24 protein-coding genes and 1 tRNA gene are annotated in these 23,283 nt (G+C 69.0%); 9 read left to right on the top strand and 16 right to left on the bottom strand.

Features of this window, described 5'->3' with window-relative positions:
* Positions 1-88: 88 nt before the first annotated feature.
* Positions 89-514, top strand: coding sequence for a hypothetical protein (locus ABD770_RS12685; RefSeq protein ID WP_344820037.1), 426 nt, complete (start codon positions 89-91; stop codon positions 512-514).
* A gap of 132 nt (positions 515-646) precedes the next feature.
* On the opposite strand, the gene ABD770_RS12680 is transcribed toward ABD770_RS12685, so the two are convergent.
* The 4 genes from ABD770_RS12680 to ABD770_RS12665 form a co-directional block, all read right to left on the bottom strand.
* The gene (locus ABD770_RS12680) at positions 647-3,004 is read right to left on the bottom strand and encodes an ATP-binding cassette domain-containing protein (RefSeq protein WP_344820036.1); all 2,358 of its coding nucleotides are present in this window, start codon (positions 3,002-3,004) and stop codon (positions 647-649) included.
* Positions 3,001-3,411: a VOC family protein gene (locus ABD770_RS12675; protein ID WP_344820035.1), complete on the bottom strand. Its 411-nt coding sequence runs from the start codon at positions 3,409-3,411 to the stop codon at positions 3,001-3,003. The genes ABD770_RS12680 and ABD770_RS12675 overlap by 4 nt, the downstream gene beginning before the upstream one ends.
* 98 nt (positions 3,412-3,509) lie before the next feature.
* A complete protein-coding gene (locus ABD770_RS12670) occupies positions 3,510-4,109 on the bottom strand; it encodes a glyoxalase (protein WP_344820034.1) in 600 nt (199 codons plus the stop codon).
* 9 nt (positions 4,110-4,118) lie between these two features.
* On the bottom strand, positions 4,119-4,562 hold the full coding sequence (locus ABD770_RS12665) for a helix-turn-helix transcriptional regulator (RefSeq protein ID WP_344820435.1): 444 nt from the start codon (positions 4,560-4,562) through the stop codon (positions 4,119-4,121).
* Positions 4,563-4,693: 131 nt separating this feature from the next.
* Here ABD770_RS12665 and ABD770_RS12660 point away from each other — a divergent pair, with 131 nt between their 5' ends.
* A complete protein-coding gene (locus tag ABD770_RS12660) occupies positions 4,694-5,287 on the top strand; it encodes an HdeD family acid-resistance protein (protein ID WP_344820033.1) in 594 nt (197 codons plus the stop codon).
* A 12-nt stretch (positions 5,288-5,299) separates the two neighbouring features.
* Here the strand turns inward: ABD770_RS12660 and ABD770_RS12655 are convergent, their stop codons facing one another.
* The gene (locus ABD770_RS12655; protein ID WP_344820032.1) at positions 5,300-6,064 is read right to left on the bottom strand and encodes an SDR family oxidoreductase; all 765 of its coding nucleotides are present in this window, start codon (positions 6,062-6,064) and stop codon (positions 5,300-5,302) included.
* Positions 6,065-6,178: 114 nt separating this feature from the next.
* On the opposite strand from ABD770_RS12655, the gene ABD770_RS12650 reads away from it, so the two are divergent.
* The 4 genes from ABD770_RS12650 to ABD770_RS12635 all read left to right on the top strand — a co-directional run bounded on the left by ABD770_RS12650 (position 6,179) and on the right by ABD770_RS12635 (position 8,857).
* On the top strand, positions 6,179-6,652 hold the full coding sequence (locus tag ABD770_RS12650; RefSeq protein WP_344820031.1) for an NfeD family protein: 474 nt from the start codon (positions 6,179-6,181) through the stop codon (positions 6,650-6,652).
* Between the two features lie 8 nt (positions 6,653-6,660).
* Positions 6,661-7,584, top strand: a complete 924-nt coding sequence (locus ABD770_RS12645; RefSeq protein ID WP_344820029.1) for an SPFH domain-containing protein — start codon at positions 6,661-6,663, stop codon at positions 7,582-7,584.
* Positions 7,581-8,348, top strand: coding sequence for a glycerophosphodiester phosphodiesterase family protein (locus ABD770_RS12640; RefSeq protein WP_344820028.1), 768 nt, complete (start codon positions 7,581-7,583; stop codon positions 8,346-8,348). Before ABD770_RS12645 ends, ABD770_RS12640 begins: the two co-directional genes overlap by 4 nt.
* Before the next feature lie 125 nt (positions 8,349-8,473).
* The gene (locus ABD770_RS12635; protein WP_344820027.1) at positions 8,474-8,857 is read left to right on the top strand and encodes an RNA polymerase-binding protein RbpA; all 384 of its coding nucleotides are present in this window, start codon (positions 8,474-8,476) and stop codon (positions 8,855-8,857) included.
* A 1-nt stretch (position 8,858) separates the two neighbouring features.
* On the opposite strand, the gene lnt is transcribed toward ABD770_RS12635, so the two are convergent.
* From lnt to ABD770_RS12590, 9 genes are read right to left on the bottom strand one after another with little or no spacing between them, the layout of a single operon-like run.
* Positions 8,859-10,382 carry an apolipoprotein N-acyltransferase gene (lnt, locus tag ABD770_RS12630; protein WP_344820026.1) on the bottom strand — a complete coding sequence of 508 codons (1,524 nt, stop codon included), beginning with the start codon at positions 10,380-10,382 and terminating at the stop codon, positions 8,859-8,861.
* A 2-nt stretch (positions 10,383-10,384) separates the two neighbouring features.
* Entirely contained in the window at positions 10,385-12,859 is a 2,475-nt protein-coding gene (locus ABD770_RS12625; RefSeq protein ID WP_344820025.1) for a DEAD/DEAH box helicase, read from the bottom strand.
* Entirely contained in the window at positions 12,856-13,671 is an 816-nt protein-coding gene (gene tatC, locus ABD770_RS12620) for a twin-arginine translocase subunit TatC (RefSeq protein ID WP_344820024.1), read from the bottom strand. Before tatC ends, ABD770_RS12625 begins: the two co-directional genes overlap by 4 nt.
* 3 nt (positions 13,672-13,674) lie before the next feature.
* On the bottom strand, positions 13,675-13,932 hold the full coding sequence (locus ABD770_RS12615) for a twin-arginine translocase TatA/TatE family subunit (protein WP_344820023.1): 258 nt from the start codon (positions 13,930-13,932) through the stop codon (positions 13,675-13,677).
* A 30-nt stretch (positions 13,933-13,962) separates the two neighbouring features.
* A complete protein-coding gene (locus ABD770_RS12610; protein WP_344820022.1) occupies positions 13,963-14,952 on the bottom strand; it encodes a helix-turn-helix transcriptional regulator in 990 nt (329 codons plus the stop codon).
* Positions 14,949-15,944 carry a helix-turn-helix transcriptional regulator gene (locus ABD770_RS12605; RefSeq protein ID WP_344820021.1) on the bottom strand — a complete coding sequence of 332 codons (996 nt, stop codon included), beginning with the start codon at positions 15,942-15,944 and terminating at the stop codon, positions 14,949-14,951. Before ABD770_RS12605 ends, ABD770_RS12610 begins: the two co-directional genes overlap by 4 nt.
* Positions 15,941-16,849 (bottom strand): hypothetical protein, encoded by a 909-nt coding sequence (locus ABD770_RS12600; RefSeq protein WP_344820020.1) that lies wholly within the window; start codon positions 16,847-16,849, stop codon positions 15,941-15,943. The genes ABD770_RS12605 and ABD770_RS12600 overlap by 4 nt, the downstream gene beginning before the upstream one ends.
* A gap of 10 nt (positions 16,850-16,859) precedes the next feature.
* Positions 16,860-17,873: a tRNA (adenine-N1)-methyltransferase gene (locus ABD770_RS12595; RefSeq protein ID WP_344820434.1), complete on the bottom strand. Its 1,014-nt coding sequence runs from the start codon at positions 17,871-17,873 to the stop codon at positions 16,860-16,862.
* Positions 17,870-18,553, bottom strand: coding sequence for an HAD family hydrolase (locus ABD770_RS12590; protein WP_344820019.1), 684 nt, complete (start codon positions 18,551-18,553; stop codon positions 17,870-17,872). Before ABD770_RS12590 ends, ABD770_RS12595 begins: the two co-directional genes overlap by 4 nt.
* A 116-nt stretch (positions 18,554-18,669) precedes the next feature.
* Between ABD770_RS12590 and ABD770_RS12585 the strand changes: the two genes are divergently transcribed.
* Positions 18,670-19,512 (top strand): PAC2 family protein, encoded by an 843-nt coding sequence (locus tag ABD770_RS12585; RefSeq protein WP_344820018.1) that lies wholly within the window; start codon positions 18,670-18,672, stop codon positions 19,510-19,512.
* 42 nt (positions 19,513-19,554) lie between these two features.
* On the opposite strand, the gene ABD770_RS12580 is transcribed toward ABD770_RS12585, so the two are convergent.
* Both ABD770_RS12580 and ABD770_RS12575 read right to left on the bottom strand, forming a co-directional pair.
* Positions 19,555-20,385, bottom strand: a complete 831-nt coding sequence (locus ABD770_RS12580; protein WP_344820017.1) for an undecaprenyl-diphosphate phosphatase — start codon at positions 20,383-20,385, stop codon at positions 19,555-19,557.
* Between the two features lie 48 nt (positions 20,386-20,433).
* Positions 20,434-21,729: a M20/M25/M40 family metallo-hydrolase gene (locus ABD770_RS12575; protein ID WP_344820016.1), complete on the bottom strand. Its 1,296-nt coding sequence runs from the start codon at positions 21,727-21,729 to the stop codon at positions 20,434-20,436.
* A gap of 101 nt (positions 21,730-21,830) precedes the next feature.
* Here ABD770_RS12575 and ABD770_RS12570 point away from each other — a divergent pair.
* Positions 21,831-21,915: transfer RNA gene (locus tag ABD770_RS12570), tRNA-Leu, on the top strand.
* A 166-nt stretch (positions 21,916-22,081) separates the two neighbouring features.
* Positions 22,082-23,278: an FAD-dependent monooxygenase gene (locus ABD770_RS12565; protein WP_344820015.1), complete on the top strand. Its 1,197-nt coding sequence runs from the start codon at positions 22,082-22,084 to the stop codon at positions 23,276-23,278.
* The last annotated feature ends 5 nt before the right edge of the window (positions 23,279-23,283 follow it).

Genomic DNA, 23,283 nt, shown 5'->3' with positions numbered 1-23,283 from the left:
GGCCTGCGCAGGAGCACGAACCCGTCCGCGAGCTGAGAACCCGCCGAGGAAGCGGAAGAGCGCCGACAGCGCCTGTTAACCTCAGGGCATGACGGGATCTCGTGGATTCACCCTGGCCGGGCTGACGGCGCTGTGCATCTTGGCACTGCCCGGGTGCGCGCTCATCGACACGGTCGTCTGGGGCGCCGACGGCGCCGAGGTGATCCGGATCACCGAGGACCTCATCGACGACCTCTCCGCCGATGGCACCACCGAGCTCATCTGCGACGGTGCCGACGTGGACCTCGGCGCCCCGGCGGATTGGTCGGGACGCGGGGCGGGAGAGCCGGAGCGGACCGGCGCGGCCGCCGCCGAGCAGGACATTCCGTGGGCGCAGTGGAGCATCAACATCGAACTGCTGCCGCTAGGCGCTTCGGTCGGCGACAGTTTCCCCGGCGATGTCCTGTACCGGCAGACGGACGATGGCCTCTGCGTCGACGACGTCCCCTGGACGACGCGCGAACACGTGGGCTGAGCCCTTCGCCACGCGGTGCCGGGGAGCGTTCCTTCACGCGTGTTGACATAATGTGCATTATCGGCGTTACCTCCTTCCGATACGCACCGTCGTGCCCAGGACGGCCGGTGACGGATCATCGGACCCCAGAACCTACTGCCTGCCCCCGACGTACACCGCCAGGTGCTGTCCGGTCAGCGTGGCGGCCGACGCGACCAACTCGGCCGGCGTGCCTTCGAACACGACGGCGCCGCCATCGTGTCCGGCGCCGGGACCGATGTCGATGATCCAGTCCGCATGGGCCATGACGGCCTGATGGTGCTCGATGACGATGACGGTCCTGCCGGCATCCACCAGGCGGTCCAGCAGGCCGAGGATCTGCTTCACATCCGCAAGATGCAGCCCCGTGGTCGGCTCATCGAGCACGTACACATCGCCTTTCTCCCCCATCTGGATCGCGAGCCGCACACGCTGACGCTCGCCGCCCGACAGCGTCGAGAGGGGCTGTCCGAGGGACATGTAGCCCAACCCGACCTCCTCCAGACGGGTGAGGATCGCAACGGCCGCGGGCAGCCTCGCCTCGCCCGCGGAGAAGAACTCCCGCGCCGCCGAGACCGAGAGGTCCAGCACCTGGGTGATGTCGAGACCCGCGAGCCGGTACTCGAGGACGCCGGCCTGGAAGCGCTTGCCACCGCAGTCCTCGCACGGCGTCTCGATGGTGTCCATGAACCCGAGCTCGGTGACGATCACGCCGGCGCCCTTGCAGGTGGGGCAGGCGCCCTCGGAGTTGGCGCTGAACAGCGCGGGCTTGACGCCGTTGGCCTTCGCGAACGCCTTGCGGATCGGGTCCAGCAGCCCTGTGTACGTCGCGGGGTTGCTGCGGCGTGATCCCTTGATGGGACTCTGATCGATCGACACGACGCCCTCGCGGGCGGACACCGAGCCGTGGATCAGCGAGCTCTTCCCCGATCCTGCCACGCCGGTGACGACCGTGAGCACACCCGTGGGGATGTCCACGTCAACGTGCTTGAGGTTGTTCGTGGTCGCGCCGCGAACCTCGATGACGCCGGTCGGCACGCGCACGGACTCCTTCAGGGAAGCCCTGTCGCCGAGGTGGCGTCCGGTGAGCGTGTCGCTGGATCGCAGGTCCGCGACCGTCCCCTCGAAGCAGATCTCTCCCCCGGCCCCGCCCGCGCCCGGTCCGAGGTCGACGACATGATCCGCGATCGCGATCGTCTCCGGCTTGTGCTCGACGACCAGCACCGTGTTCCCCTTGTCGCGCAGCTCCTGCAGCAGTCCGTTCATGCGCTGGATGTCGTGCGGGTGCAGACCGATCGTCGGCTCGTCGAACACGTAGGTGACATCTGTGAGCGCAGAACCCAGATGGCGGAGGAGCTTGATCCGCTGGGCCTCTCCCCCGCTCAGGGTCCCCGACGGCCGCTCCAGGCTCAGGTACCCGAGCCCCAGCGTCACGAACGCGTCCAGATTCGTACGCAGCGCCGCCAGCAGCGGTGCAGAGCCGTCCTGTTCAAGCCCGCGCACCCATTCCGCGAGGTCGGTGACCTGCATCCGGCAGGCGTCGGCGATGCTGACCCCCGCGATCTTCGAGGAGCGAGCCCCCGCCGTCAACCGCGTCCCATCGCAGTCCGGACAGGTGGCGAACGTGGCGACCCGCTCCACGAAGCGTCGGATGTGCGGCTGCAGCGCGTCGAGGTCCTTCGACAGCATCGACTTCGTGATCTTCGGGATGAGCCCCTCGTAGGTGACGTTGATCCCGTTGAGCTTGATCTTCGTGACCTCGCCGTACAGGAACATGTGGCGCTGCCGGTCGGTGAATTCCGAGATGGGACGATCCGGCGGGTAGAAGCCCGACGCGGCGAACTGCTTGACCATCCAGCCGTCGGCCGTGTAGCCGGGGACCAGGATCGCCCCGTCGTACAGCGATCTCGTCTCATCGACGACCTGGGACAGGTCGATGTCGGACACCACTCCCCTGCCCTCGCACCGCGGACACATGCCGCCCAGGTACACGGCGTCCTTGACGATCTTCCGCTCGCCATGGGGGCCGGTCATCACACCGCTGGCCTTCTGCGTCGGGATGTTGAAGGAGAACGCCGTGGGTCCGCCGATGTACGGCGTGCCGAGCCTCGAGAACAGGATGCGCAGCATGGCGTTGGCATCCGTCACCGTTCCGACCGTGGAGCGCGGGTTGGCGCCGAGGCGCTCCTGCCCGACGATGATCGCCGTCGTCAGACCCTCCAACACGTCCACGTCCGGGCGGGGAACGGACGGCATGAACCCCTGCACGAAGGCGCTGTAGGTCTCGTCGATCAGACGCCGCGACTCCGCGGCGATCGTGTCGAAGACCAGCGAGCTCTTCCCCGATCCTGAGACACCGGTGAAGACGGTCAGGCGACGCTTGGGAAGGACGACGCTCACGTCCTTGAGGTTGTTCTCCCTGGCGCCGGCGACCCGGATGCTGTCGTGCGTGTCTGCGGCATGGATGCTCATCGCTTCTGTTGAATCCTCACGAGGTTGCCGGCCGGGTCGCGGAAGGCGCAGTCGCGTGCACCATACGGTTGGTCGACGGGCTCCTGCACCACTTCGGCGCCCGCGGACACCGCCCGCTCGAAGGCCGCCTCAAGATCATCGGTGGACAGCAGGATCCATCCGTACGTGCCCTTCGCCATCATCTCGGAGATCATACGACGCTCCTCCTCGGTCACGCCGGGGTCGGTCGCCGGCGGGGCGAGGAGGATCGAGACGTCCGGCTGGTCCGGGTTCCCCACGGTGACCCAGCGCATGGTCCCGCTTCCGACATCGCCGCGCACCTCGAACCCCAGCGCATCGCGATAGAACGCGATGGACTCGGCCGGATCGATGTGCGCGAGCGCGGCGGTGTGAATCGTGATCGACATGCTGTTCACCTTACGGTTCTCAGTGGCCTGGGGGAATGCGGATGCGGCGGATGCACGGTTCAGCGGCTGCTGCCATGCCGGTAGGCACATGACCCTCGTCACTCCCAGCGGAAACCGTCGGGATCCGTGAACCGTCCGGTCGTCGGATGGATTCGCAGCCGATGCGATCCGCTGCCGTCCACGGGGACTCCGGCGTCCTTCGCGAGAGCGGAACGCTTGTAGAGGGCGAGACGGACGGCATCCGTCGAAGCCCCGAGCTCGGCGTAGTTGCCGACTCTCCTCCCCCGCTCGAATCCCCGGTCGACGTAGAAGCGCTGGGAGTCGGCGACCTTCTCGACACCGAGCAGCAGCACGAGCGAGTCGAAGCGGAGCGCCCCGTCCGTGCTGCTCCGCTTCGCGGAGGTCGCCGCCTTCCAGATCGTGCCGTCCGGGGCCTGCACGGTGCCGCCGTAGCCCCAGAGCGTCTTCGCCACCGGTTTGAGGACGGTGGCTCCCGCATCGGTCGCGCTGCGCAGCAACGCGTCCACGTCCGCGGGCTGAGAGGCCACGAGCGACAGGGTGAACCCGCGGAAGCCGCTTGTGGCGGAGTCGCCGTCGACCAGTCGGAGACGGTCGCCGATCTGGAATGCCGAGGTGTAGAAGGCCTCGGCGGCGGACAGGTCGTTCACCTCGAGGGTGATGCTCTCGATCGCATTCATGCCTCCACGCTAGAGAGCAGGAGCACCCGCCGCTTCTCGATTCCTGACCGGTCTGGTGACCTGCTTGGCGATGCACGCGGGCATTCCGACAGTCTGCGCGGCGCCGTGCTCGCGGTAGACGCTCGGCGGAACGCCGACGAGCTCGGTGAACCGCGTGCTGAACGTCCCCAATGAAGAGCCGCCCACGGCGAAGCAGACCTCCGTGATGCTCAGCCCGCCGCGGCGAAGCAGCATCATCGCCCGCTCCACCCGCCTGGTCATCAGGTACGAGTACGGGGACTCGCCGTATGCGTGTCTGAAGCGCCTGCTGAGATGCCCGGCGGACATGTGCGCGCCCTGCGCGAGAGACTCCACATCCAGTGGCTGGGCGTACTCGCGGTCGATCCTGTCCCGCACGCGCCGCAGCGCGACGAGCTCGCGTAGACGAGCATCGTCTCGGGACTGATCCGGCATCATCCCCCCATGCTCGCACTCTGGACCGACACGCGGTGCGTCCGCCGCGCGAAGGCCTGTCGCCCCGTGCGCTCTGCGGCTACGCTGTCGGTGTCATCACACACAGGAGGTTCTCAGAAAGGACCATCGTCATGACCGACGTCTCCCCCGCGGCGAAGAGCTTCCTGTCCGCCGTGCGCACCTCCCTCGCCGTCTCCGGCGTCATCATGCTCGTCCTCGGCGTCTTCATCCTCGTCGCGCCGACGAAGACGGCCGTCTTCTTCGCCGGCGTCCTCGCCTCCTACCTCATCATCCAAGGGCTCATCTACATCGGAACCGGCGTCTTCTCCCGGAGCACGGGCGGATGGGCACGGCTGGGTCATGTCCTGCTCGGTGTGCTGTACGTCGCAGGCGGCATCCTCGCCTTCGTGAACCTGTTCGCCTTCACGGCCTCGCTCGCGCTGTTCATCGCCATCCTGCTGGGCATCACCTGGATCGTCGACGGAGTCGTGGCGCTGTCCCTGCGCGGCGGCACTCGCTCCCGGACCTGGACGATCGTCTACGCGATCCTCAGCATCATCGCCGGGGTCGTGCTGCTGTTCTCCCCGTTCTACATCGTCATGCTCTGGTGGCTCGCGGGCATCTCGCTGGTCGTGCTGGGAGTCCTGCAGATCGCCCGCGCGATCACCCTCAGCAGGGACGCGAAGCTCGTGGCCGAGGAACTGCGCACCGGCCCCGCGAGCTGATCGCCCCGCGGACTATTCGGCGGCGAAGTCCGAGACGTCGCCGACCAGGCGCGTGTTGTCGGCGGGGACCGGATCCAGAGCGGCCTGCGCGACCTCCGCGGCGAACTCCGCGACGTTGTAGAGCTTCCCGGCCGATTCGCGGCGACCGGCGATGGCATCGGGATTCATGCGCTCGAGCAGCTTCGCGGTGATCGTCCCCTCGATCATGTCCCCGGAGACGACGGTGAACCCGATGCCCTTCTGCGCCAACCCCGGGATGAGCTCGCGCAGCGCGTCCTCGCCCGCGCGTTTCGACGTGGCGACGGCTTCGTACTCCGGCATCGTCGGCGTGGTGCGGATGAAGTGCGCCTGGTGGCTCGTGACGAACACGACGCGGGACCCCTCGCCCATCAGCGGCTCGGCGGCCTTGAGCGCCCCCACCTGCGCGTCTCTGTTGAGCCTGAGCGCGTAGTCCTCCGCCATCCCGGACTCCATCCCGCCCGAGGCGTTCAGTACGAGGATGTCGAGCCTGCCGAACTCCGCCCCGACGCTGTCGAACATGGCCGCCACGGAGGCCGGATCGGTGAGGTCCGCGCCGACGGTGAGCACGCGGCCGCCGAGTTCACGCAGCTGAGTCGCCAGCTTCTCGGCGCGAGGCGCTTTGTTGCGGAAGTTGATGACGACGTCCGCGCCGGCCTGAGCGAAGATGCGGACGGTGTCGGCGCCGATCCCGCGCGACGAACCGGTGACGAGCGCCACCTTGCCGTCGAGGGATCCGGCGGGCAGAACCTGGGTCATTCCTGACTCCTCATGATGCGGAAGGCCGCCGGGATGGCGACCTCCCAACCCTACAACGGCACGGGCGGCGTCCCCGGGCGGCCCCTGCGTGATAGGTTGACCGCAGGAGGGCGCATGGACGGTTTCTCGGCATTCATCACGGGCCTCGAACAGTGGGCGTGGATCGGCTGGCTGGTGCTCATCGCGCTGTTCCTCGTCATCGAGATGATGACGCTCGATTTCACCTTTCTCATGCTCGCGTTCGGCAGCGTCCTCGGTCTCGTCGCCGACCTCGTGGGCCTTCCGCTGTGGGCGCAGGTGATCATCGCCGCCGTCGCGGCGGCCCTGTTCATCCTCTTCCTGCGCCCGCCTCTCCTGCATCGGCTCCGTCGCGGCGAGGATCCGACCCCGTCGAACATGGCCGCGATCATCGATCTGCACGGTACGGCTCTGCAGGACATCACCCGCATCTCCGGCCAGGTCAAGCTCAGCAACGGCGACACCTGGACCGCCCGCAGCATCGACGGCGCACCCATCAGCGAGGGCAGTCGGGTGGCCGTCGCCGAGATCATCGGCGCGACAGCCGTCGTCCGCCCCGTCAACGATTAGGAGCACCGATGGACGATTCCTCGTTCCTGCCCGCGGCGATCGCCTGGATCCTCGCGATCGCCGTCATCATCTTCGTCCTGGTCACACTCGCCCGGTCGATCCGGATCATCCCGCAGGCGACGGCGGGCGTCGTGGAGCGGCTGGGCAGGTACCACAAGACCCTGCAGCCCGGTCTGAACCTGCTGGTCCCCTTCATCGACCGGCTGCGCCCGCTCATCGACATGCGCGAGCAGGTCGTGTCGTTCCCGCCGCAGCCGGTGATCACGGAGGACAACCTCGTCGTCTCCATCGACACCGTGGTGTACTTCCAGGTGACGGATGCCAGGGCCGCGACCTACGAGATCGCCAACTACCTCGGCGCCGTGGAGCAGCTCACCACGACGACGCTGCGCAACGTCGTGGGCGGGTTGAACCTCGAAGAGGCTCTCACCAGCCGGGACAACATCAACGGTCAGCTGCGGGTGGTCCTCGACGAGGCCACCGGCAAGTGGGGCATCCGCGTGTCGCGAGTGGAGCTGAAGGCGATCGACCCGCCCGTGTCCATCCAGGACTCCATGGAGAAGCAGATGCGCGCGGAGCGCGAGCGCCGCGCGACCATCCTCACCGCGGAGGGCTCCAAGCAGGCGCAGATCCTCGAAGCCGAGGGCGAGCGGCAGGCCGCGATCCTCCGCGCTGAGGGCGACAAGCAGGCGGCCGTGCTGCGCGCACAGGGCGAGGCCGAGGCGATTCAGAACGTGTTCGCGTCGATCCACGAGGGCCGCCCCGACGACAAGCTCCTGGCGTATCAGTATCTGCAGACTCTGCCGAAGATCAGTGAGAGCGCGTCCAGCAAGCTCTGGATCATCCCCAGCGAGCTGACAGACGCCCTGAAGAACTTCGGCGGCGCATTCGCCCCCAGGCAGGGCGACGGCACCCTGCCCCCCTCGGCGTGACCCACCCGTACTTCGCAGGGGCACGGCATCCGCGCGTCCTCGCCCATCGCGGGCTGCTCCCCGAGTCGAGCGCGGACTCGTCGCTGTGGGAGAACACCGCAGGGGCCTTCGCGGCAGCTCACGCGGCGGGCGTCGAGTACATCGAGACGGACTGCCGGGCCACCGCCGACGGTGATGCGGTGCTCCTGCACGATCCGACGCTGCAGCGGCTGGCCGGAGACGAACGCGCCGTGGCGGAGGTGCGCACCGCGGAGCTCTCCCGGATGTTCGAGGACCATGGCGGGCTGCTGACCGTCGCAGACGCGCTCGATGCCTTCCCCGAGATCCGCTTCAACATCGACGTGAAGGCCGCCGAGGCCGCCGAGCCGACGGGCCGCGCGGTCGCCGCACACGCGCACCGAGTGCTCATCACCAGCTTCTCGGAGCGCAACAGGACGGCAGCGCTGGAATCCGCTGCGTACGCGGGAGCCGCGCTGCGCCCCGCGACCGCACCCGGCAGGTCCGCCATCATCCGTCTGCGACTGCTCTCCGGACTGCGTCTCCCCTCTGCGCGCGTGCTGAAGGGCATCGACGCCATACAGGTCCCGGAAAGGCACGCGGGCGTGCAGGTCTTCACTCCCGTCCTCGTACGCGCAGCGCACCGTGCCGGTGTCGAAGTCCACGTGTGGACCGTCGACGACCCCGACGCCATGCGCGGTCTCATCGATGCCGGCGCGGACGGCATCGTCACCAATCGTGCCGACCTGGCGCTGAGCACGATCTGACCCCGCGGGCGAGCCGGGGACCAGAGGCCCTGGGATTCCGCTGTGAGTTCGGCACGCACTCGGCTCCCGTGGATGAAGCGCACAGGCGCGACCGTTATACCTGACAGCGACGAGAGGACCACAAAATGGCAGATCGCAGCCTTCGAGGCATCCGGTTGGGTGCCCAGAGCCTTCAGAGCGAAGAGGGCGTCGTCTTCATGGAGCGGCGCGCCACCACCTACAAGTGCGATGCGTGCGGCCACGAGACCACCCTCATGTTCTCGGCGGAAGCCGAGCCTCCCCAGACCTGGGAGTGCCGCAATTGCAGTGCGGACGCCGTGCTGCAGGTCGACGGCGCATCCGTGAAGCTCGACGAGTCGGAGGAGAAGCCCGCCCGCACGCACTGGGACATGCTCCTGGAGCGCCGCACCCGCGAGGAGCTCGAGGAGATCCTCGCGGATCGCCTCGCCTACGTGCGCGCCCGACGCGGCGGCGGCGACGACCCGACCCGAGAGCGCCTCGGCGCCTGAGTCACCGCCGCCGCGCTCTCCAGCCGGCGGTCGCCAGCGCACCCGCGCCCGCGACCAGCAGCGTCAGCTGCACCCACGGGCCCAGCAACACCGCTGCCGTGAGGCCGGACCGCAGCTCGACATCCTCGAGCAGCGCTCCGGCCTCATCCGCGTCCAGGCTCGCCACGGTCGTCCCGTCGGGCCGCATCACCTGGCTGGTGCCCACCGTCGAGACGTTGACCACGCTGCGCCCCGTCTCGATCGCCCGCATCCGGGCGAAGCCCAGCTGCTGCAGGTTCTCGTCGGTGCCGCGGAAGTCGGCGTTGTTGGTCTGGAACACGAGCACCTGCGCGCCGCCCTGCACGCCCTCGCGGATGACCTCGTCGTAGATGACGTCGAAGCAGATCGCCAGTCCGACGGCCGTGTCTCCGACACGCACGAGCGGGGGGTTCGTGCCGGGAGTGTATTCTCGCCCGATCAGGCCGATCAGGTCCGGCGCCAGCGCGTTGAAGAAAGCGCGGTCCGGCACGTACTCCCCGAACGGCACCGGGTGACGCTTGTCATGCTGTTCAGTCGCCGTGCCCTCCTGCGTCCACAGGAACGCCGTGTTGAAGACGTCGTCGCCGCGTTCCGTCGCGGCATCGGCCAGCACCGGAGCATCCATCCTCGCGGCCACCCGCGCCAGACGCCGTGCCGTCGAGGCGTCCTGGAACGGGTCGTAGTCGACGCTTCCCTCCGGCCACACTACCAGGTCCGCACCACGCCCCTCCAGCGGCTCGGTGGCCGCCATCTGCGCATCGATGACGCTGTACTGCGCCCGCGTGTCGAAGTAGCCGGTGGGCCCGTTCCCCTGCACGGCCGCGATCCTCATCGTGCCCTGCGGGGTGGTCGGGAAGAGGGGGGTCAGCAGCAGCACGAGCAGCGTGGCAGCCGGGGCGATGAGCACCCGTGCCCGGTGCACGGACCATGATCGGGCAGCCTCGACGACCAGCGCGACCGCGAACACCATGAGGAAGCTCAATCCGCTCACCCCGATCCAGGAGGCGACGGGTGCGAAGGGACCCTCGGCCTGGGTCATGCCCAGTCGGGCCCACGGGAACCCGCCGTACGGCCATGCGCCGAGGAACATCTCATGCACGGTCCACAGCGCCGCCACGACGGCCGGGAGCAGCACGGAGCGGAAGCACGGCCACGCCCGGGGCACCCAGCGGTAGGCCAGTGAGATCAGCACCAGCGACACACCTGTCAGCACACCCTCGACGACGGTCAGCGCGAGCCACGGCACCGGACCCAGGTAGCGCGCCGTCCACGACACGAGCAGTGAGAAGAGGACCAGACCGTACACCGTCGAGATCAGGAGCGCTCCGCCGAGCCGGCGGCCGTCCAGCACCACCAGCAGGATGGCGACGGCGACGAGCGCGGCCGGCCAGATCGCGACGGCGGGGAATGCCGCACTCATCAGCAGTCCCGCCACCGCGGCCATCCAGACGGCGATCCACAGCGGAATGCGCGGACGCGCCCGTGGACGCTCTCGTCGATGCGCCATCCTCACACCGCCGAGTATGCGACGATTCCCCGGCGGACGCCGTCCAGCGCCCGCCGGGCCGTGCGCGCCAGCTCGTCGTCCTCGGAGACGATCGAGAGCTGATCGAGCAGATCGATCGTCTGCTTCGCCCAGCGCACGAAGTCTCCCGCCGACATGTCGGCGTCCGTCAGCACGCGCTCCAGCGCACCGCCCCGGCACCACGAGTGCATGGCGGATGCCAATCCCGGCGCAAGAGGCTCCGTGCGCGGCAGCGAGAAGTCGTTCTCGATCGTGTCCAGTTCGTCCCACAGTCGCGTCGTCGCGTCGTACGCGATCCGGAAAGCCCCGCGAGGCATCCCCCGCTCCCCCGCGTTCTGCTCGTCGCGTCGGGGCTCGTAGACGAGGCAGCTGGCCATGGCGGCGAGTGAGGGGGCGTCGAGGCTGCGCCACAGCTCCCTTCGCAGCGACTCCGCAACGAGCAGGTCGCGTTCCCCGTAGATGCGGCGCATGGTGCGTCCGGCATCCGTCAGGGTCAGGGCCTCCTCCTCCCCTTCCAGGTATCCCACGACCTGCAGCACGTCGATGACGCGATCGAAGGTGCGCGCCACGGTGCCGGTCCGCGTCTGGATCTGACGCCGGATCCGGTCGGTCTCGCGCTTGAGCCGGAAGTACCGCTCCGCCCAGCGGGCGTGGACCTCCCGCTCCGGGCATCCGTGACAGCCATGTCGCTGCATGCGAGTCCGCAGACCCTGGATCTGGCGGATGCGCTTGTCATGGGTCGAACGGGATCCGCCGGTATCCCTGCGGTTCTTCTTCTCGAGATCGCTGAGCTCACGTCGCATGCCCGCGTACTCCAGGAAGTCGCCGTGCTCGCACTGCATGGGCCCCAGGTAGCCCTCCATCGACGCCTCGGCCTCTTTGACCTTGCGGGCCAGTCCCACCACCGCCCGGTCGGCCTGGAACTGTGCGAAGGAGGACTCCAGGATCTCCCTGGCCCGCGAGCGACCGAAACGTCCGAGGAGGTTGACGGCCATGTTGTAGGTGGGGCGGAAGCTGGAGTTCAGAGGGTACGTGCGCCGCGATGCGAGCGCGGCGACGGCCTGCGGATCCATGCCCTCGCTCCACTGCACGACGGCATGCCCCTCGATGTCGATGCCTCGTCGGCCCGCACGCCCCGTGAGCTGCGTGTACTCCCCCGATGTGATGGCCACCCGGGCCTCGCCGTTGAACTTCTCCATCTTCTCCAGCACGACCGTGCGGGCGGGCATGTTGATGCCCAGGGCGAGGGTCTCCGTGGCGAAGACGGCCTTGACGAGCTTGCGCTGGAACAGCTCCTCCACGACGTCCTTGAAAGCCGGAAGCAGACCGGCGTGGTGCGCGGCGACGCCGCGCTCGAGGTCGTCCCGCCACTGCCAGAACCCCAGCACGTCGAGGTCCTCGTCCTGCAGCGACCTGGTGCGGTCCGTGACGATCTCCCGGATCTCGGTGCGCTCCTCGTGCGAGGTCAACCGGATGCCCGCTCTGCGCACCTGCTGCACGGCGGCGTCGCAGCCGACCCTGCTGAAGATGAAGAAGATGGCCGGGAGCAGGTGAGCACGCTCCAGCAGGCGTACGACGTCGGGCCTGTCCATGCGCTCGATCCGATGCGCCTGGGATGGGCGCAGGGTACGTCCTCCCCCGCGGCTCGGCGGTTGAGACTGCCGCCCGGCGTGCCGTCCGCTGCGGTACTGTCGCGCCCGCCGGTTCCCGTCGTGACGGGAGCCCGCGGAGGAGCGGATGCGGAACAGCTCCTGGTTGACCTGCGCGGTCGCGGCCCCGGCACGGTCGTCGAACAACGGAAGCAGATCGCCCCGTACCAGCACATGCTGCTCCAGCGGGACGGGGCGGGTCTCCGAGACGATGACGTCCGTGTCACCGCGAACGGTGTCCAGCCAGTCGCCGAACTCCTCCGCGTTCGAGACCGTCGCGCTGAGGGCGACCAGGCGCACGTCCTCGGCGAGGTGCAGGATCACCTCCTCCCACACGGGCCCTCGGAATCGGTCGGCGAGATAATGGACCTCATCCATGATCACGTACCGAAGACCGCGGAGCGCATCTGAGCCGGTGTACAGCATGTTGCGCAGCACCTCGGTGGTCATCACCACGACGCGCGCGCTGCCGTTGATGTTGACGTCCCCGGTGAGCAGGCCCACCCGGTCCGCGCCGTACACGTCGACCAGTTCACGGAACTTCTGGTTCGACAGCGCCTTCATCGGCGTCGTGTAGAAGGCCTTGTCGTGCGGCGTCTGCATGGCCAGATGGATCGCGAACTCGCCGACGATCGTCTTGCCCGCACCGGTCGGCGCCGCCACGAGCACGCTCCGCCCCGCTTCCAGCGTCTGGCATGCCTCGACCTGGAACGGATCGAGTTCGAAGCGCTGGGATGCGGCGAACGCAGTGCTGCGGGGGTGCCGTGCGGCGGCCTGTGCCGCCGCGTAGCGCTCAGCGTGCGTCGTCATGCGGCAGAGGCATCGGGATCGAGCCCCGACGCGATCTGCCGGTTGCGCTTGCGCCGGTCGAACAGGAGCGACAGGAGCGCAGCGGCGAAGTACAGCACGATCAGGATCCCCGCGAGCAGGAACATCGAGGTGATGTCGGCCGCCGGCGTCGCGATCGCCGCGAAGAGCGCTGCGACGAGGACGGCGACACGCCAGCCCTTGAGCATCGTCCGCCCGCTGAGCACGCCCGCGATGTTCAACGCCACCATGAAGACGGGCAGCACGAAGGAGACGCCGATGACGAGGATGAACTTGAGGATGAAGTCGTAGTAGTAGTCCGAGTCCAGGAAGTTCTTGCCCACCTCGGGCACGAATCCCGACATGACCTCGATGACGTGCGGGGCGACCCAGATGGCCACGAACCCGCCCGCGAAGAACAGCGGCACGGCGGCGCTCATGAAGGCGACCGTGTATTTGATCTCCTTCTTCGTCAGGCCGGGCATGACGAAGGCCCAGATCTGCCACAGCCACACCGGGGCGGACAGCAGCAGGCCGATCGACAGCGCCATCCGGATGCGCAGGTTGAACCCCGAGGTGATCTTGGTGAACATCAGCTCGGCGAATTCCTTGCCGCGTTCCTCGTTGATGATCTCGATGGGGATCGCCATGAACTTGATGACGTGATCGGTGATGATGAACGCGATGACCATGCCCACGGCGAGGCCGATGACCGCGATGATCAGGCGTCTGCGAGCCTCACGGAGGTGCTCGCCCAGCGACATCCGTCGATCGTGCCTCCCTTCGGACGGCGCGTCGACGCTCAGTTCCGTCACGACCTACGAGGCTCGAGGCGGCGTGTCCTGGTCGGCAGGACTCTCGGCCGCCGCGGTCTCGGTGCCGGTCGATGCGGCCGGGGCGCTGTCCGTGCCGGATTCCGGCGCGTCGTCCTCCTTCATCGCCTTCATCTCGCCCTTGAAGACACGAGCGGACTGGCCGAGGCTCTTCGCCAGCGCAGGCAGCTTCGCCGCGCCGAACAGAAGCAGGATGATGATCAGGATGATCCACAGGTGCGGGCCTGCGAAGAGATTGCCCATGGAGAACTCCTCTTGTGGGTCGGTTGCGGTTCAGTCTACCCGGGCATCGTCCGCCCGAGGTACACCATAGAGATCCAGACCGGCTGCCGCCCACTCCCGTGTGGCGGTTCGCGCGCTGGGCGGATCCAGCACCTCCAGCGCACCGCCGAACCGACCGGCGATCCGTTTGACTCCCCGCGGGTCCGCCATGCCGATCCGCACCGTCACACCGGCCTCCGTCCTCTCGATCTCCTCATGGGGGAACGCGCCCAGCAGCAACGGCAGCATCCGCTCCGGCAGTCGCACCGTGACGTGATCGGATGCCGTCCCGCCGCCGATCTCGGCCGGAATCGGTGCGTCGGCGTGCGTGATGGGAATGTCCGTCAGCTGCGGATCGCTCACCCGGTCCAGATGGAACGTGCGCATGGCTTGGCGCAGATGGCACCAGCCCTGCAGGTACCACTGACCGTCGGTCATCTTGAGCTGCAACGGGTCGACGGTCCGGATGGTGGGCTGCGCATCGGGTGCCTGATACCGGAACGACACGGCCACACCGTCGTGCAGCGCGCGGGACACCGCCCGCTGCACCTCCGTGACGCGAACGGGCGCGATCACGAGCTCCGGCGGGGCGTCCGCGGAGCCGCGGGAGAGCTTGGCGATCAGGCCCGAGACCAGCTCCGAATCGGCGACGGCCGGCACCGCCGCGACCAACTGCAGCCCCGCCAGGAGCGCGGCGGCCTCCCGCGCCGTGAAGCGCGGCACCCTGCGCAGCGCGACGTCGTTGGTGATCTCGATGATGTCGTGCTGGTCGAGCAGCTCCCAGTCGATGTCGAACATCTCCTGCGGGAGCTGCCAGTATCCCGCCTCACCGGGCAGACCGATGACGGTGAGCTTCTCCACCATCGCACGCATCTGCGCGCGGGTCACCCCGAACTCTGCGGCCGCCTCGTCGAGGGTGACCTGGCCGCGCTCGAGGAGGTATGGGACGAGCGTCAGGTACAGGCGCACGCGGTCGGCCGCCAGCAGCGGTGCGGTGCTCATGCTCGGCCCTCCGGATGCGCGTGAGAGGCCACGATGGCCTGCAGGCGCTGGATCACGAGGTCACGAAGGTCGTCCGGCTCCACCACGCGCACCTCCGGACCGTAGCCGGCCAGCTCGTCGGCGAAGATGTGCCGGTCCACGTAGCTCACCCTGATGCCCTGCGCGGCCGGCACCGCCCGTCGGCCCAACCGCAGAGCCGCCTCGGTGCCCGGGGTCACCTCCAACAGCGCGGACTGGGAGGCCGCGAACTGTTCGAGGCCCGTCAGCGCCCTGGTGGCGGCACCCTCGCGAGGCGCGGGATCGAAGGTCTTCGCGGTGACCTTCACCTCGCTGATGATGCGGCTGAGCAGGAAGGTGCGCTCGGCGTCGGCATCGACGTCGATGCCGAACAGATGCCAGCGCGACTCGTACTCCACGAGCGCCAACGGGCGAACCCGCCGGTGCGTGGGTGCCGACTCCCCTGGTTTGAGATACTCGAACGCGACGACGCGATTGCGCTCGATCCCCTCCTGAAGCGCCGGAAAGGCGGGGTCCCGCGTGTCGATGCGCGGAGCGAAGCCGATGATGGGCTCGTCGCCGTCGATGCCCAGCGCGCGGATCTTGCGGACCCCGGCCTGCGCATCCGCGGACACCGACTCACTGCGCCACACGCTGCCGGCGAGTTTGAGCACCGCCAGTTCCGCCGCGGTGAACTCGATGTCGGGCGGGAGGTCGTACTCCGCCTGCGGGATGCGGTACCTGGCCTCGCGGAGATCCTGCGGGTCGGCAGGGTCGCCGATGGTCTCGACGGGCATCCCCAGCGCCCGCAGATCCTCCTTGTCCCGCTCGAACATCTTCTCGAGCGAGTCGACGCTCTTTCCCTCCTCGATCCGCTGACGATAGCCGGAGACGTTGTCGAGGATCTGCTTCTTGGTCAGCCCGATCTCCGTGGCCATCAGCGCCACGACGAGGTTCGTCAGGCGCTCCTCCGCGGGGATCCGCGCCGGGGTCATCCCCGGACCAACTCCGGGGGGAGGATACCGAGGACGTCGACGACGTACGCGGTGGCATCCGCGTCCTCACCGGGGACGATCACCAGCAGCTGCGAGCCGACCGTCGCCGCCGACACCGCATCCATGACCTCTTCGGGCAGTGCGGAGCCGTCGAACACGACGCCGGAGTCCCAGGACGAGCGGGTGACGGTCCGATCGGTCCAGTCCACCGCCGTGTACTGGAACATCGCGGTGCCGTCGCCGACAGCGTCCGCCCGCCCTTCGATGAGCGTCTGCGTGACGGCCTTCTTCGGTGCTGCCGCATCCGGGATGATGATGCCGGGGCGGCCGTCAGCGGCACGCACCACCGTCGGCAGGCCGTGCGCGTCGTTGAAGACGTCGCGCCCCTCTGCGTGGGGAAGCAGCACCTCCTGGATGTCGATGGTGCCGACCAGACCACTGTCGGGTCGCAGGCCCGCCTGCTCCGCCATGCCGTCGGGGAGATCCCCGGCGGGCACCGCGAAGGCGACTCGCGACCCCTCCGCGGCGCATGCGAGGGCGGCGCCGCCCGCACCCAGCTGCGCGTCCATCAGGTCGGAGGACCAGATCACGGGAGCGGTCTGGAGCACCTGCCCGGTCGACCCGCTCAGCAGCGTGACGACGGCGACGACGTTCTGCTGGGGCGTGCGGACGACGGGACCCTCGCCCGCGACGAGGTCGGCGTGCAGCACCTGCGAGGTCACCACGGGCGAGGTGAGGTTCACGGTGGGCGAGCCGATGTCACCCGTCGCGTTCACCGCCATCTCCAGTGCGCGCGAGTCGCCGCGCGCACACCCGGGGTCGCTGGTTGCCGGAGCCGACCCGCACCCGGTCAGGACGAGAGCGGACAGGGCGAGAGCGGACAGGGCCGCGGTCGTTTTACGCACGCGCCCCAGTCTATTCCGAAGCCGCGGCGTCCTCACGCGACGCGGCCGCGTAGCGCGCACCTTCGGCTGCCCTCCGGGCCTCGCGAACGCGCTTGCGCAGGTTCTTGTCGGTGATCTCACGGTCTCCGAGGGCGCCCGGGGTCCACAGTTCGACGTCCTCGTCGCCGTAGCGGGTCTTCGAGGCGCGGCGCCGCACATCCGGCAGCACGGCGCCCGGTGCCAGACGGCGGGCGGTGACCAGGAAGCCGGTGTGCGCGACCATGCGGTGATCGGGTCGCACGGCGAGGCCCTCCACATGCCAGCCCCGCACCATCGTCTCGGAGGCCTCCGGGTCGGTGAACAGGCCCATCCCGCGAATGCACTCGGCGATCCTGGACAGCTGCGTGACGGTCGCCACGTAGCAGATGACCACGCCTCCGGGCGTGAGCGCATCCGCTACGGCGCCCATGCACTCCCAGGGCGCGAGCATGTCGAGGACCACCCTGTCGACGGAACCGGTCGCGACCTGCGCGGGCAGCTGCTCGGCGAGATCCCCGATGGTGACGCGCCAGTTGGTCGGGAGCTTCCCGAAGAACGTCTCCGCGTTGGCCTTCGCGACCTCGGCGAAGTCCTCCCTGCGCTCGAACGAGGTCAGTCGCCCCTCGGCGCCGATCGCCCGCAGCAGAGCCAGCGAGAGGGCACCGGACCCCACGCCGGCCTCGACCACCACCGCACCGGGGAAGATGTCGGCCTGCATGACGATCTGCGCGGAGTCCTTCGGGTAGACGATCGCCGCGCCTCTGGGCATCGACATCGCGAAGTCACGGAGCAGCGGGCGGAGTGCCAGGTAGTCGTGCCCTCCGCTGTTGGTGACCACAGAGCCGTCCGGCTGTCCGATGAGCGCGCTGTGGGCGAGCTCGCCGTGGTGGGTGTGCAGCTTCCCGTCCGCACGGAGCGTGATGGTGTGCATCCTGCCCTTGGGCCCGGTCAACTGCACGCGGTCGCCCTCCCGGAACGGGCCTCTGGGCCGGCTCGCGTCCACTATGCGGCCTCTTTCGAGTGGCGTGCGTGCAGCGCACGGATGTCGGCGACGGTGCGTCCGTCGAGACTCGGCCACAGCTCGTGCGCCGCCGACCCGTCCAGCGGGACGATGTGCGGAACACCGAGGGTCACCGCTCCGGATGCCCGCCCTGCGGCGACTCCCGTCATCGAGTCCTCGATGACCACGGCATCCGCGATGTCGATCCCCAGCATCCGCGCCGCCTGCAGATACGGATCCGGATGAGGTTTCGGCCGGGGCGCCTCATCGCCGCCGAGGACGAGTTCGAACGCCGGGAAGTCGATGAGGGCGACCACCTCCCGCGCCATGCGCTTCAACGACATCGTCACGAGAGCGGACGGGATGCCCTCCGCCTTCAGCTCCGAGAGCAGTGCGCGCGCACCGGGCCGGAACGGGACGCCCTCGGTCCGCAGCCGGGCGGCGACATCGTCGGTGAGGCGCTGCACGATGGCATCCGCCTCCATGCGCACGCCATGGCGCTGCAGGATCACCGCACTGCCGTGCAGACCGCTGCCGACCAGCTCCAGCGCGTCCTCGTGGGTCCAGGTGCCGCCGTAGAACTCGACCAGGGCCGTCTCGGCGCTCATCCAGTACGGCTCGGTGTCGACGAGGGTTCCGTCCATGTCCCACAGGACTGCGCTGGGCTTGCTGCTCACTGAACCCATGCTAGCCGGGCACTCCGATGAGACGTCTGACACCCCGCACCGGCGTCGGGAAGCTAGCCTGGAGGAATATCCCCGGGGCCGCAGACAGGGTTTCGGGTCGCACAGGAAGGGGAACGGTGGACGTTCTCGGCTCACGGATCATCGTCGCCGCGTTCGACGGCTGGAACGACGCCGGCGAGGCTGCCAGCGGCGCCATCGCCGCGCTGCGCGGCACCGGCTCATACGAGCGGGTGCACACCGTCGACCCCGAGCTGTACTTCGACTACCAGTACACCCGCCCGTCGACGCGGACCGACGCATCGGGACGCCGTCGGCTGCAGTGGCCGGAGGCCGCCCTGTGGCGCCCCACAGCCGTCACCGACGGACCCGAGCTGTGGCTGCTCACCGGCGCCGAGCCCGCCCGTGCCTGGCAGGCCTTCGCCACGGAGCTCCTCGACGTCGCCCTGCGGGATGACGTCACGGGGCTGATCACCCTCGGCGCGATGCTCTCGGATGTCCCGCACACCCGGCCGATCTCCATCTTCGCCGCCAGCCAGAACGACCGGGTCCGCGAGGCGCACGGCCTGGACAAGTCGACCTACGAGGGGCCCGTGGGCATCCTCAGCGTGTTCGAGCACTTCGCCGAGGACTCCGGCATCCCCACGGCGAGCCTATGGGCGAGTGTGCCGCACTACGTCGCCTCCGCGACGCCGTCGCCGAAGGCGACCCTGGCGCTGCTGGACAGGCTCGAGGAGCTCACCGGCGTGGGGCCCGCGCGCGAGCATCTGCGCACCGAGGCCGCCGCGTGGGAGGCGTCGATCGACGCCGCGGCCGCCGAGGACGACGACATGACCGAGTACATCCGTCAGCTGGAGCGCACCAGGGACACCTGGGACTCGCCGGATGCCTCCGGGGATGCCATCGCGCAGGCCTTCGAGCGCTATCTGCGCCGGCGCGGCGACGGCTCCGACAAGCGCTGAGAGCCGTCGACCCCGGCTCCGGAGACGCGCCGGACGCGCCGATCAGCTCGGTGCGAGCAGCCCGGTGGACAGCAGCGCGATGAGGACGCCGCCCAGCAGCACGCGGTAGATGACGAACGGCAGGAAGCTGCGTTTGGAGATCCAGTTCATGAAGAACGCGATGACCCCCAGCGCGACCACGAAGGCGATGCCCGTGGCCGCGAAGGTCTCCCACAGGCTGAAGTACTGGTCGGCATCGCCGCCGTGCTTGACCAACTGGTAGAAGCCGCTGCCGAACACTGCGGGGATGGCCAGCAGGAATGCGTATCGTGCGGCGGCCGCGCGTTCGTAACCGAGGAACAGCCCCATGGTGATCGTGCCGCCGGACCGGGAGACGCCCGGCACCAGCGCGAGTGCCTGCGCGATGCCGTATGCGATGCCGTGCGGGTAGGTGAGCTGGTCGAGCCTCCGCCGCTTGGCGCCGATGTGGTCGGCGATGCCGAGGAGCAGTCCGAACCCGATCAGCATGATCGCGACGATCCACAGAGAGCGCAGGGTCGTCTCGATCCGGTCCTGGAGGGCCAGTCCCAGCGCGACGATCGGGATGCTGCCGAGGATGATGAGCCACCCCATCCGGGCATCCGGGTCGTCCCGTGGCACCCCGCCGGACAGAGACCGGAACCACCGTCCGATGATGCGGACGATGTCGCGCCAGAAGAACACGACGACGGCGGCCTCGGTGCCGATCTGCGTGATGGCGGTGAACGCGGCTCCCGGGTCCTCCCCCGAGGGCAGCAGTGCGCCGACGATGCGCAGGTGGGCGCTGGAGGAGATCGGCAGGAACTCGGTGAGTCCCTGGACGACGCCGAGGAAGAGTGCTTCGAGCAGATTCATGCGTGCTTTCTGGAGATCATGCGGCGGTGTGCCGAGAACGGATGCCGCTCAGCAGCTGCGCAGCAGATCGGCCAGCACACGACGGCCGAACTCAAGCGATTCTAGGGGAACGCGCTCGTCGACCCCGTGGAACATTCCTGTGAAGTCCAGATCAGCAGGCAGCCGCAGCGGGGCGAAGCCGTAGCCCGTGATGCCGAGGGACGCCAGCGCCTTGTTGTCGGTGCCCGCGCCCAGCAGGTACGGGATCACGGGCACACCCGGATCATGACGACCGAGGGCGGCGACCATGGCATCCACCAGTTTCCCGCTGAAGGGGGTCTCCATGCCGATGTCGCGCACGACGGTCTGGATCTCGATGTCGTCGCCGACGATCTCCTGGAGTCGTGCGAGGACGTCGTCCTCGGTGCCGGGGATGACGCGGACGTCGACGAGAGCCTCGGCCGTGGCGGGGATCACGTTGTGCTTGTAGCCGGCTTGCAGGACCGTGGGGTTGGCGGTCGTGCGGAAGGTGGAGCGCAGGAACGCCTCGGCGGGGCCCGCCGCAGCGGCCAGTGCGTCGGGATCGTCGACAGGGCGTCCGCTCAGCTCGCCGAGCCCCTGGAGCAGGGCCCGGGTGGTCGGGGTCAGCCGGATCGGCCAGCGCGTGCGCCCGATGGCCAGGACCGCCTCGGCGAGCCTCGTGATCGCGTTCTCCTCGTGGTACCGGCTGCCGTGCCCCGCCCTCCCCTTCGCGACCAGTCGGAGCCACATCAGCGCCTTCTCACCCACCTGCAGCAGGTAGGCGCGGTGATCGTCCACGGTGATCGAGTAGCCGCCGACCTCGCTGATGGCCTCGGTGGCTCCTGCGAACCACTCCGGTCGATCACGGACGACGAGCCCGGAGCCCTCGACGCCGCCGTTCTCCTCGTCGGCGAAGAAGGCGAGGATGAGGTCCCGTTCGGGCTGCTCGCCCGCACGCAGCAGATCCGCAACGGCGGTGAGGATCATGGCGTCCATGTTCTTCATGTCCACGGCGCCCCTCCCCCACAGCATGCCGTCCCGCACGACTCCGGCGAACGGGTCGACGCTCCACTCTTCGGCCACGGCCGGCACCACATCGAGGTGTCCGTGCACGACGAGAGCGGGGCGCCGGGGATCGCGACCGGGCACGCGTGCCATCACGTTCGTCCGCCGCGGGAGGGGCTCGTAGTACTCGGGCTCCAGCCCCAGAGACTCCAGATGGGCGCCCACGTACTCCGCCGCCTCCCGCTCCCCTTCGGACCTGCCGCCGCCGTGGTTGGACGTGTCGATGCGGATGAGGTCGCGAGCGATCCGTGCGACTTCGGGCAGGGGCGAATCTGACATGTGCTCAGGCTATCGAAGAGCGTGCCACGCCCGAGCGTCGGATCGTTTCGTGCCACGGTTCATGCCGTGCTAGAGTCGTTCTTCGGTCGGCAACGACCATTGCGCGGGTGGCGGAATAGGTAGACGCGCTAGCTTGAGGTGCTAGTGCCCGCATAGGGCGTGGGGGTTCAAGTCCCCCCTCGCGCACGTCGTGAGATCAGCCTCTGATCAGGAGTTCCAGACTCCGGGTCAGGGGCTGATCCCGTTCCAGGCACGAGAAGAAGCGCGACGGCTGGCCGACGCTGACGGAGAAGCGATCGAACAGCCGGGCGGCCGAGCGCCGGTGCGTGCCGGGTGCCGGTAGCGTTGGGGCATGGGAGGGTCAGGAGCCGCCATGCGCATCGCGGTGATCGGTGCAGGGGTCGGCGGGCTCGTCTTCGCCGCCGGAACGCAGGCCGATGGCCATGAGGTGACGGTCTTCGAGCGCCGGCGGTCGTCGGATCCCGCCGGTGCCGGATTGACGCTCTTCGGCAACGCGTTCGCCGCCCTCGACATCCTGGGGCTCGGTGATGCCGTCCGCGACGTCTCGAGCAGCACCATCGCGACGATGCGCGCGGGTCAGCGGACGCCTTCGGGTGCATGGCTGACCACGCTTCCCCCGAGTGCCGTCGCGTCCATGCGCAGCATCCACCGCGCGCAACTGCATCGTGCTCTCATCGACCAGCTCGCGCCGACCACCGTGCGGACCGGCAGGACGGCCACCGTGCCCTCGGACGGCTCGCCCCGTGTCGCGGCGGGCGGCGAGTTCGAGGAGTTCGACCTCGTCGTCGCGGCGGACGGCATCCGCAGTCGAACGCGCACCGGCCTCGGCCTCGACACGGGCCTCCGCTACGCGGGATGCACGGCCTGGCGGGGTATCACGGCCGAGCCCGTCGACATCCGCGAGGAGGCCGGCGAGACCTGGGGCCGTGGTCGGATCTTCGGTGTCGTGCCGCTGCGCGACGGCCGGATCTACTGGTTCGCGACGGCGAACGCTCCCGCGGGCACGAGGTTCGAGGACGAGCACGGGACCGTCCTCCGCCTGTTCGAAGACTGGCATGATCCCATCCCTGCCTGCGTCCGTGCGACCCCGGCAGGAGCGGTCATTCGACACGATCTCCACGACCTCGCCGAGCCGCTCCCGTCGTTCGTCCGCGGACGCACAGCGCTGCTGGGCGATGCCGCCCACGCGATGACCCCGAACCTCGGGCAGGGCGCGGGACAGGCGATCGAGGACGCCGCGACCCTCGCCGTCCTGCTGAGAGGGTGCGGTGAGGGTGGGCTCGACACCGCGCTGGCCGACTATTCGCGACTGCGGCGGCAGCGGACCCGTGCGATCGCCCGGCGCTCGCGAATGGCCGGCCGCGTGGCGCAGGCGGAAGGACGCCTGTCGGCGAGCCTGCGTGATGCCGCGCTGAGGCTCACGCCCGGCGCGGTCCTCAGCGGGCTGAGCCGTCGCATGCAGGACTGGGCGGCTCCGACTCCCTCGCGTCTCGCCCCAGCGCATCACCCCGGTGACGCGGTGGTGTGAGGGCG

The organism is Microbacterium soli (assembly GCF_039539005.1).
GTDB classification, from domain to species: domain Bacteria; phylum Actinomycetota; class Actinomycetes; order Actinomycetales; family Microbacteriaceae; genus Microbacterium; species Microbacterium soli.
Note: the sequence above shows the minus strand (reverse complement) of the source record. Positions and strands in the feature narration are given on the sequence as shown.

Bases quoted from the DNA above. Each gene is read 5' to 3' on its own strand.
- ABD770_RS12685 (WP_344820037.1), top strand. From the start codon at position 89: ATGACGGGATCTCGTGGATTCACCCTGGCCGGGCTGACGGCGCTGTGC.
- ABD770_RS12680 (WP_344820036.1), bottom strand. From the start codon at position 3,004: ATGAGCATCCATGCCGCAGACACGCACGACAGCATCCGGGTCGCCGGC.
- ABD770_RS12675 (WP_344820035.1), bottom strand. From the start codon at position 3,411: ATGTCGATCACGATTCACACCGCCGCGCTCGCGCACATCGATCCGGCC.
- ABD770_RS12670 (WP_344820034.1), bottom strand. From the start codon at position 4,109: ATGAATGCGATCGAGAGCATCACCCTCGAGGTGAACGACCTGTCCGCC.
- ABD770_RS12665 (WP_344820435.1), bottom strand. From the start codon at position 4,562: ATGCCGGATCAGTCCCGAGACGATGCTCGTCTACGCGAGCTCGTCGCG.
- ABD770_RS12660 (WP_344820033.1), top strand. From the start codon at position 4,694: ATGACCGACGTCTCCCCCGCGGCGAAGAGCTTCCTGTCCGCCGTGCGC.
- ABD770_RS12655 (WP_344820032.1), bottom strand. From the start codon at position 6,064: ATGACCCAGGTTCTGCCCGCCGGATCCCTCGACGGCAAGGTGGCGCTC.
- ABD770_RS12650 (WP_344820031.1), top strand. From the start codon at position 6,179: ATGGACGGTTTCTCGGCATTCATCACGGGCCTCGAACAGTGGGCGTGG.
- ABD770_RS12645 (WP_344820029.1), top strand. From the start codon at position 6,661: ATGGACGATTCCTCGTTCCTGCCCGCGGCGATCGCCTGGATCCTCGCG.
- ABD770_RS12635 (WP_344820027.1), top strand. From the start codon at position 8,474: ATGGCAGATCGCAGCCTTCGAGGCATCCGGTTGGGTGCCCAGAGCCTT.
- lnt (WP_344820026.1), bottom strand. From the start codon at position 10,382: ATGGCGCATCGACGAGAGCGTCCACGGGCGCGTCCGCGCATTCCGCTG.
- ABD770_RS12625 (WP_344820025.1), bottom strand. From the start codon at position 12,859: ATGACGACGCACGCTGAGCGCTACGCGGCGGCACAGGCCGCCGCACGG.
- ABD770_RS12615 (WP_344820023.1), bottom strand. From the start codon at position 13,932: ATGGGCAATCTCTTCGCAGGCCCGCACCTGTGGATCATCCTGATCATC.
- ABD770_RS12610 (WP_344820022.1), bottom strand. From the start codon at position 14,952: ATGAGCACCGCACCGCTGCTGGCGGCCGACCGCGTGCGCCTGTACCTG.
- ABD770_RS12605 (WP_344820021.1), bottom strand. From the start codon at position 15,944: ATGACCCCGGCGCGGATCCCCGCGGAGGAGCGCCTGACGAACCTCGTC.
- ABD770_RS12590 (WP_344820019.1), bottom strand. From the start codon at position 18,553: ATGGGTTCAGTGAGCAGCAAGCCCAGCGCAGTCCTGTGGGACATGGAC.
- ABD770_RS12580 (WP_344820017.1), bottom strand. From the start codon at position 20,385: ATGAATCTGCTCGAAGCACTCTTCCTCGGCGTCGTCCAGGGACTCACC.
- ABD770_RS12575 (WP_344820016.1), bottom strand. From the start codon at position 21,729: ATGTCAGATTCGCCCCTGCCCGAAGTCGCACGGATCGCTCGCGACCTC.
- ABD770_RS12565 (WP_344820015.1), top strand. From the start codon at position 22,082: ATGGGAGGGTCAGGAGCCGCCATGCGCATCGCGGTGATCGGTGCAGGG.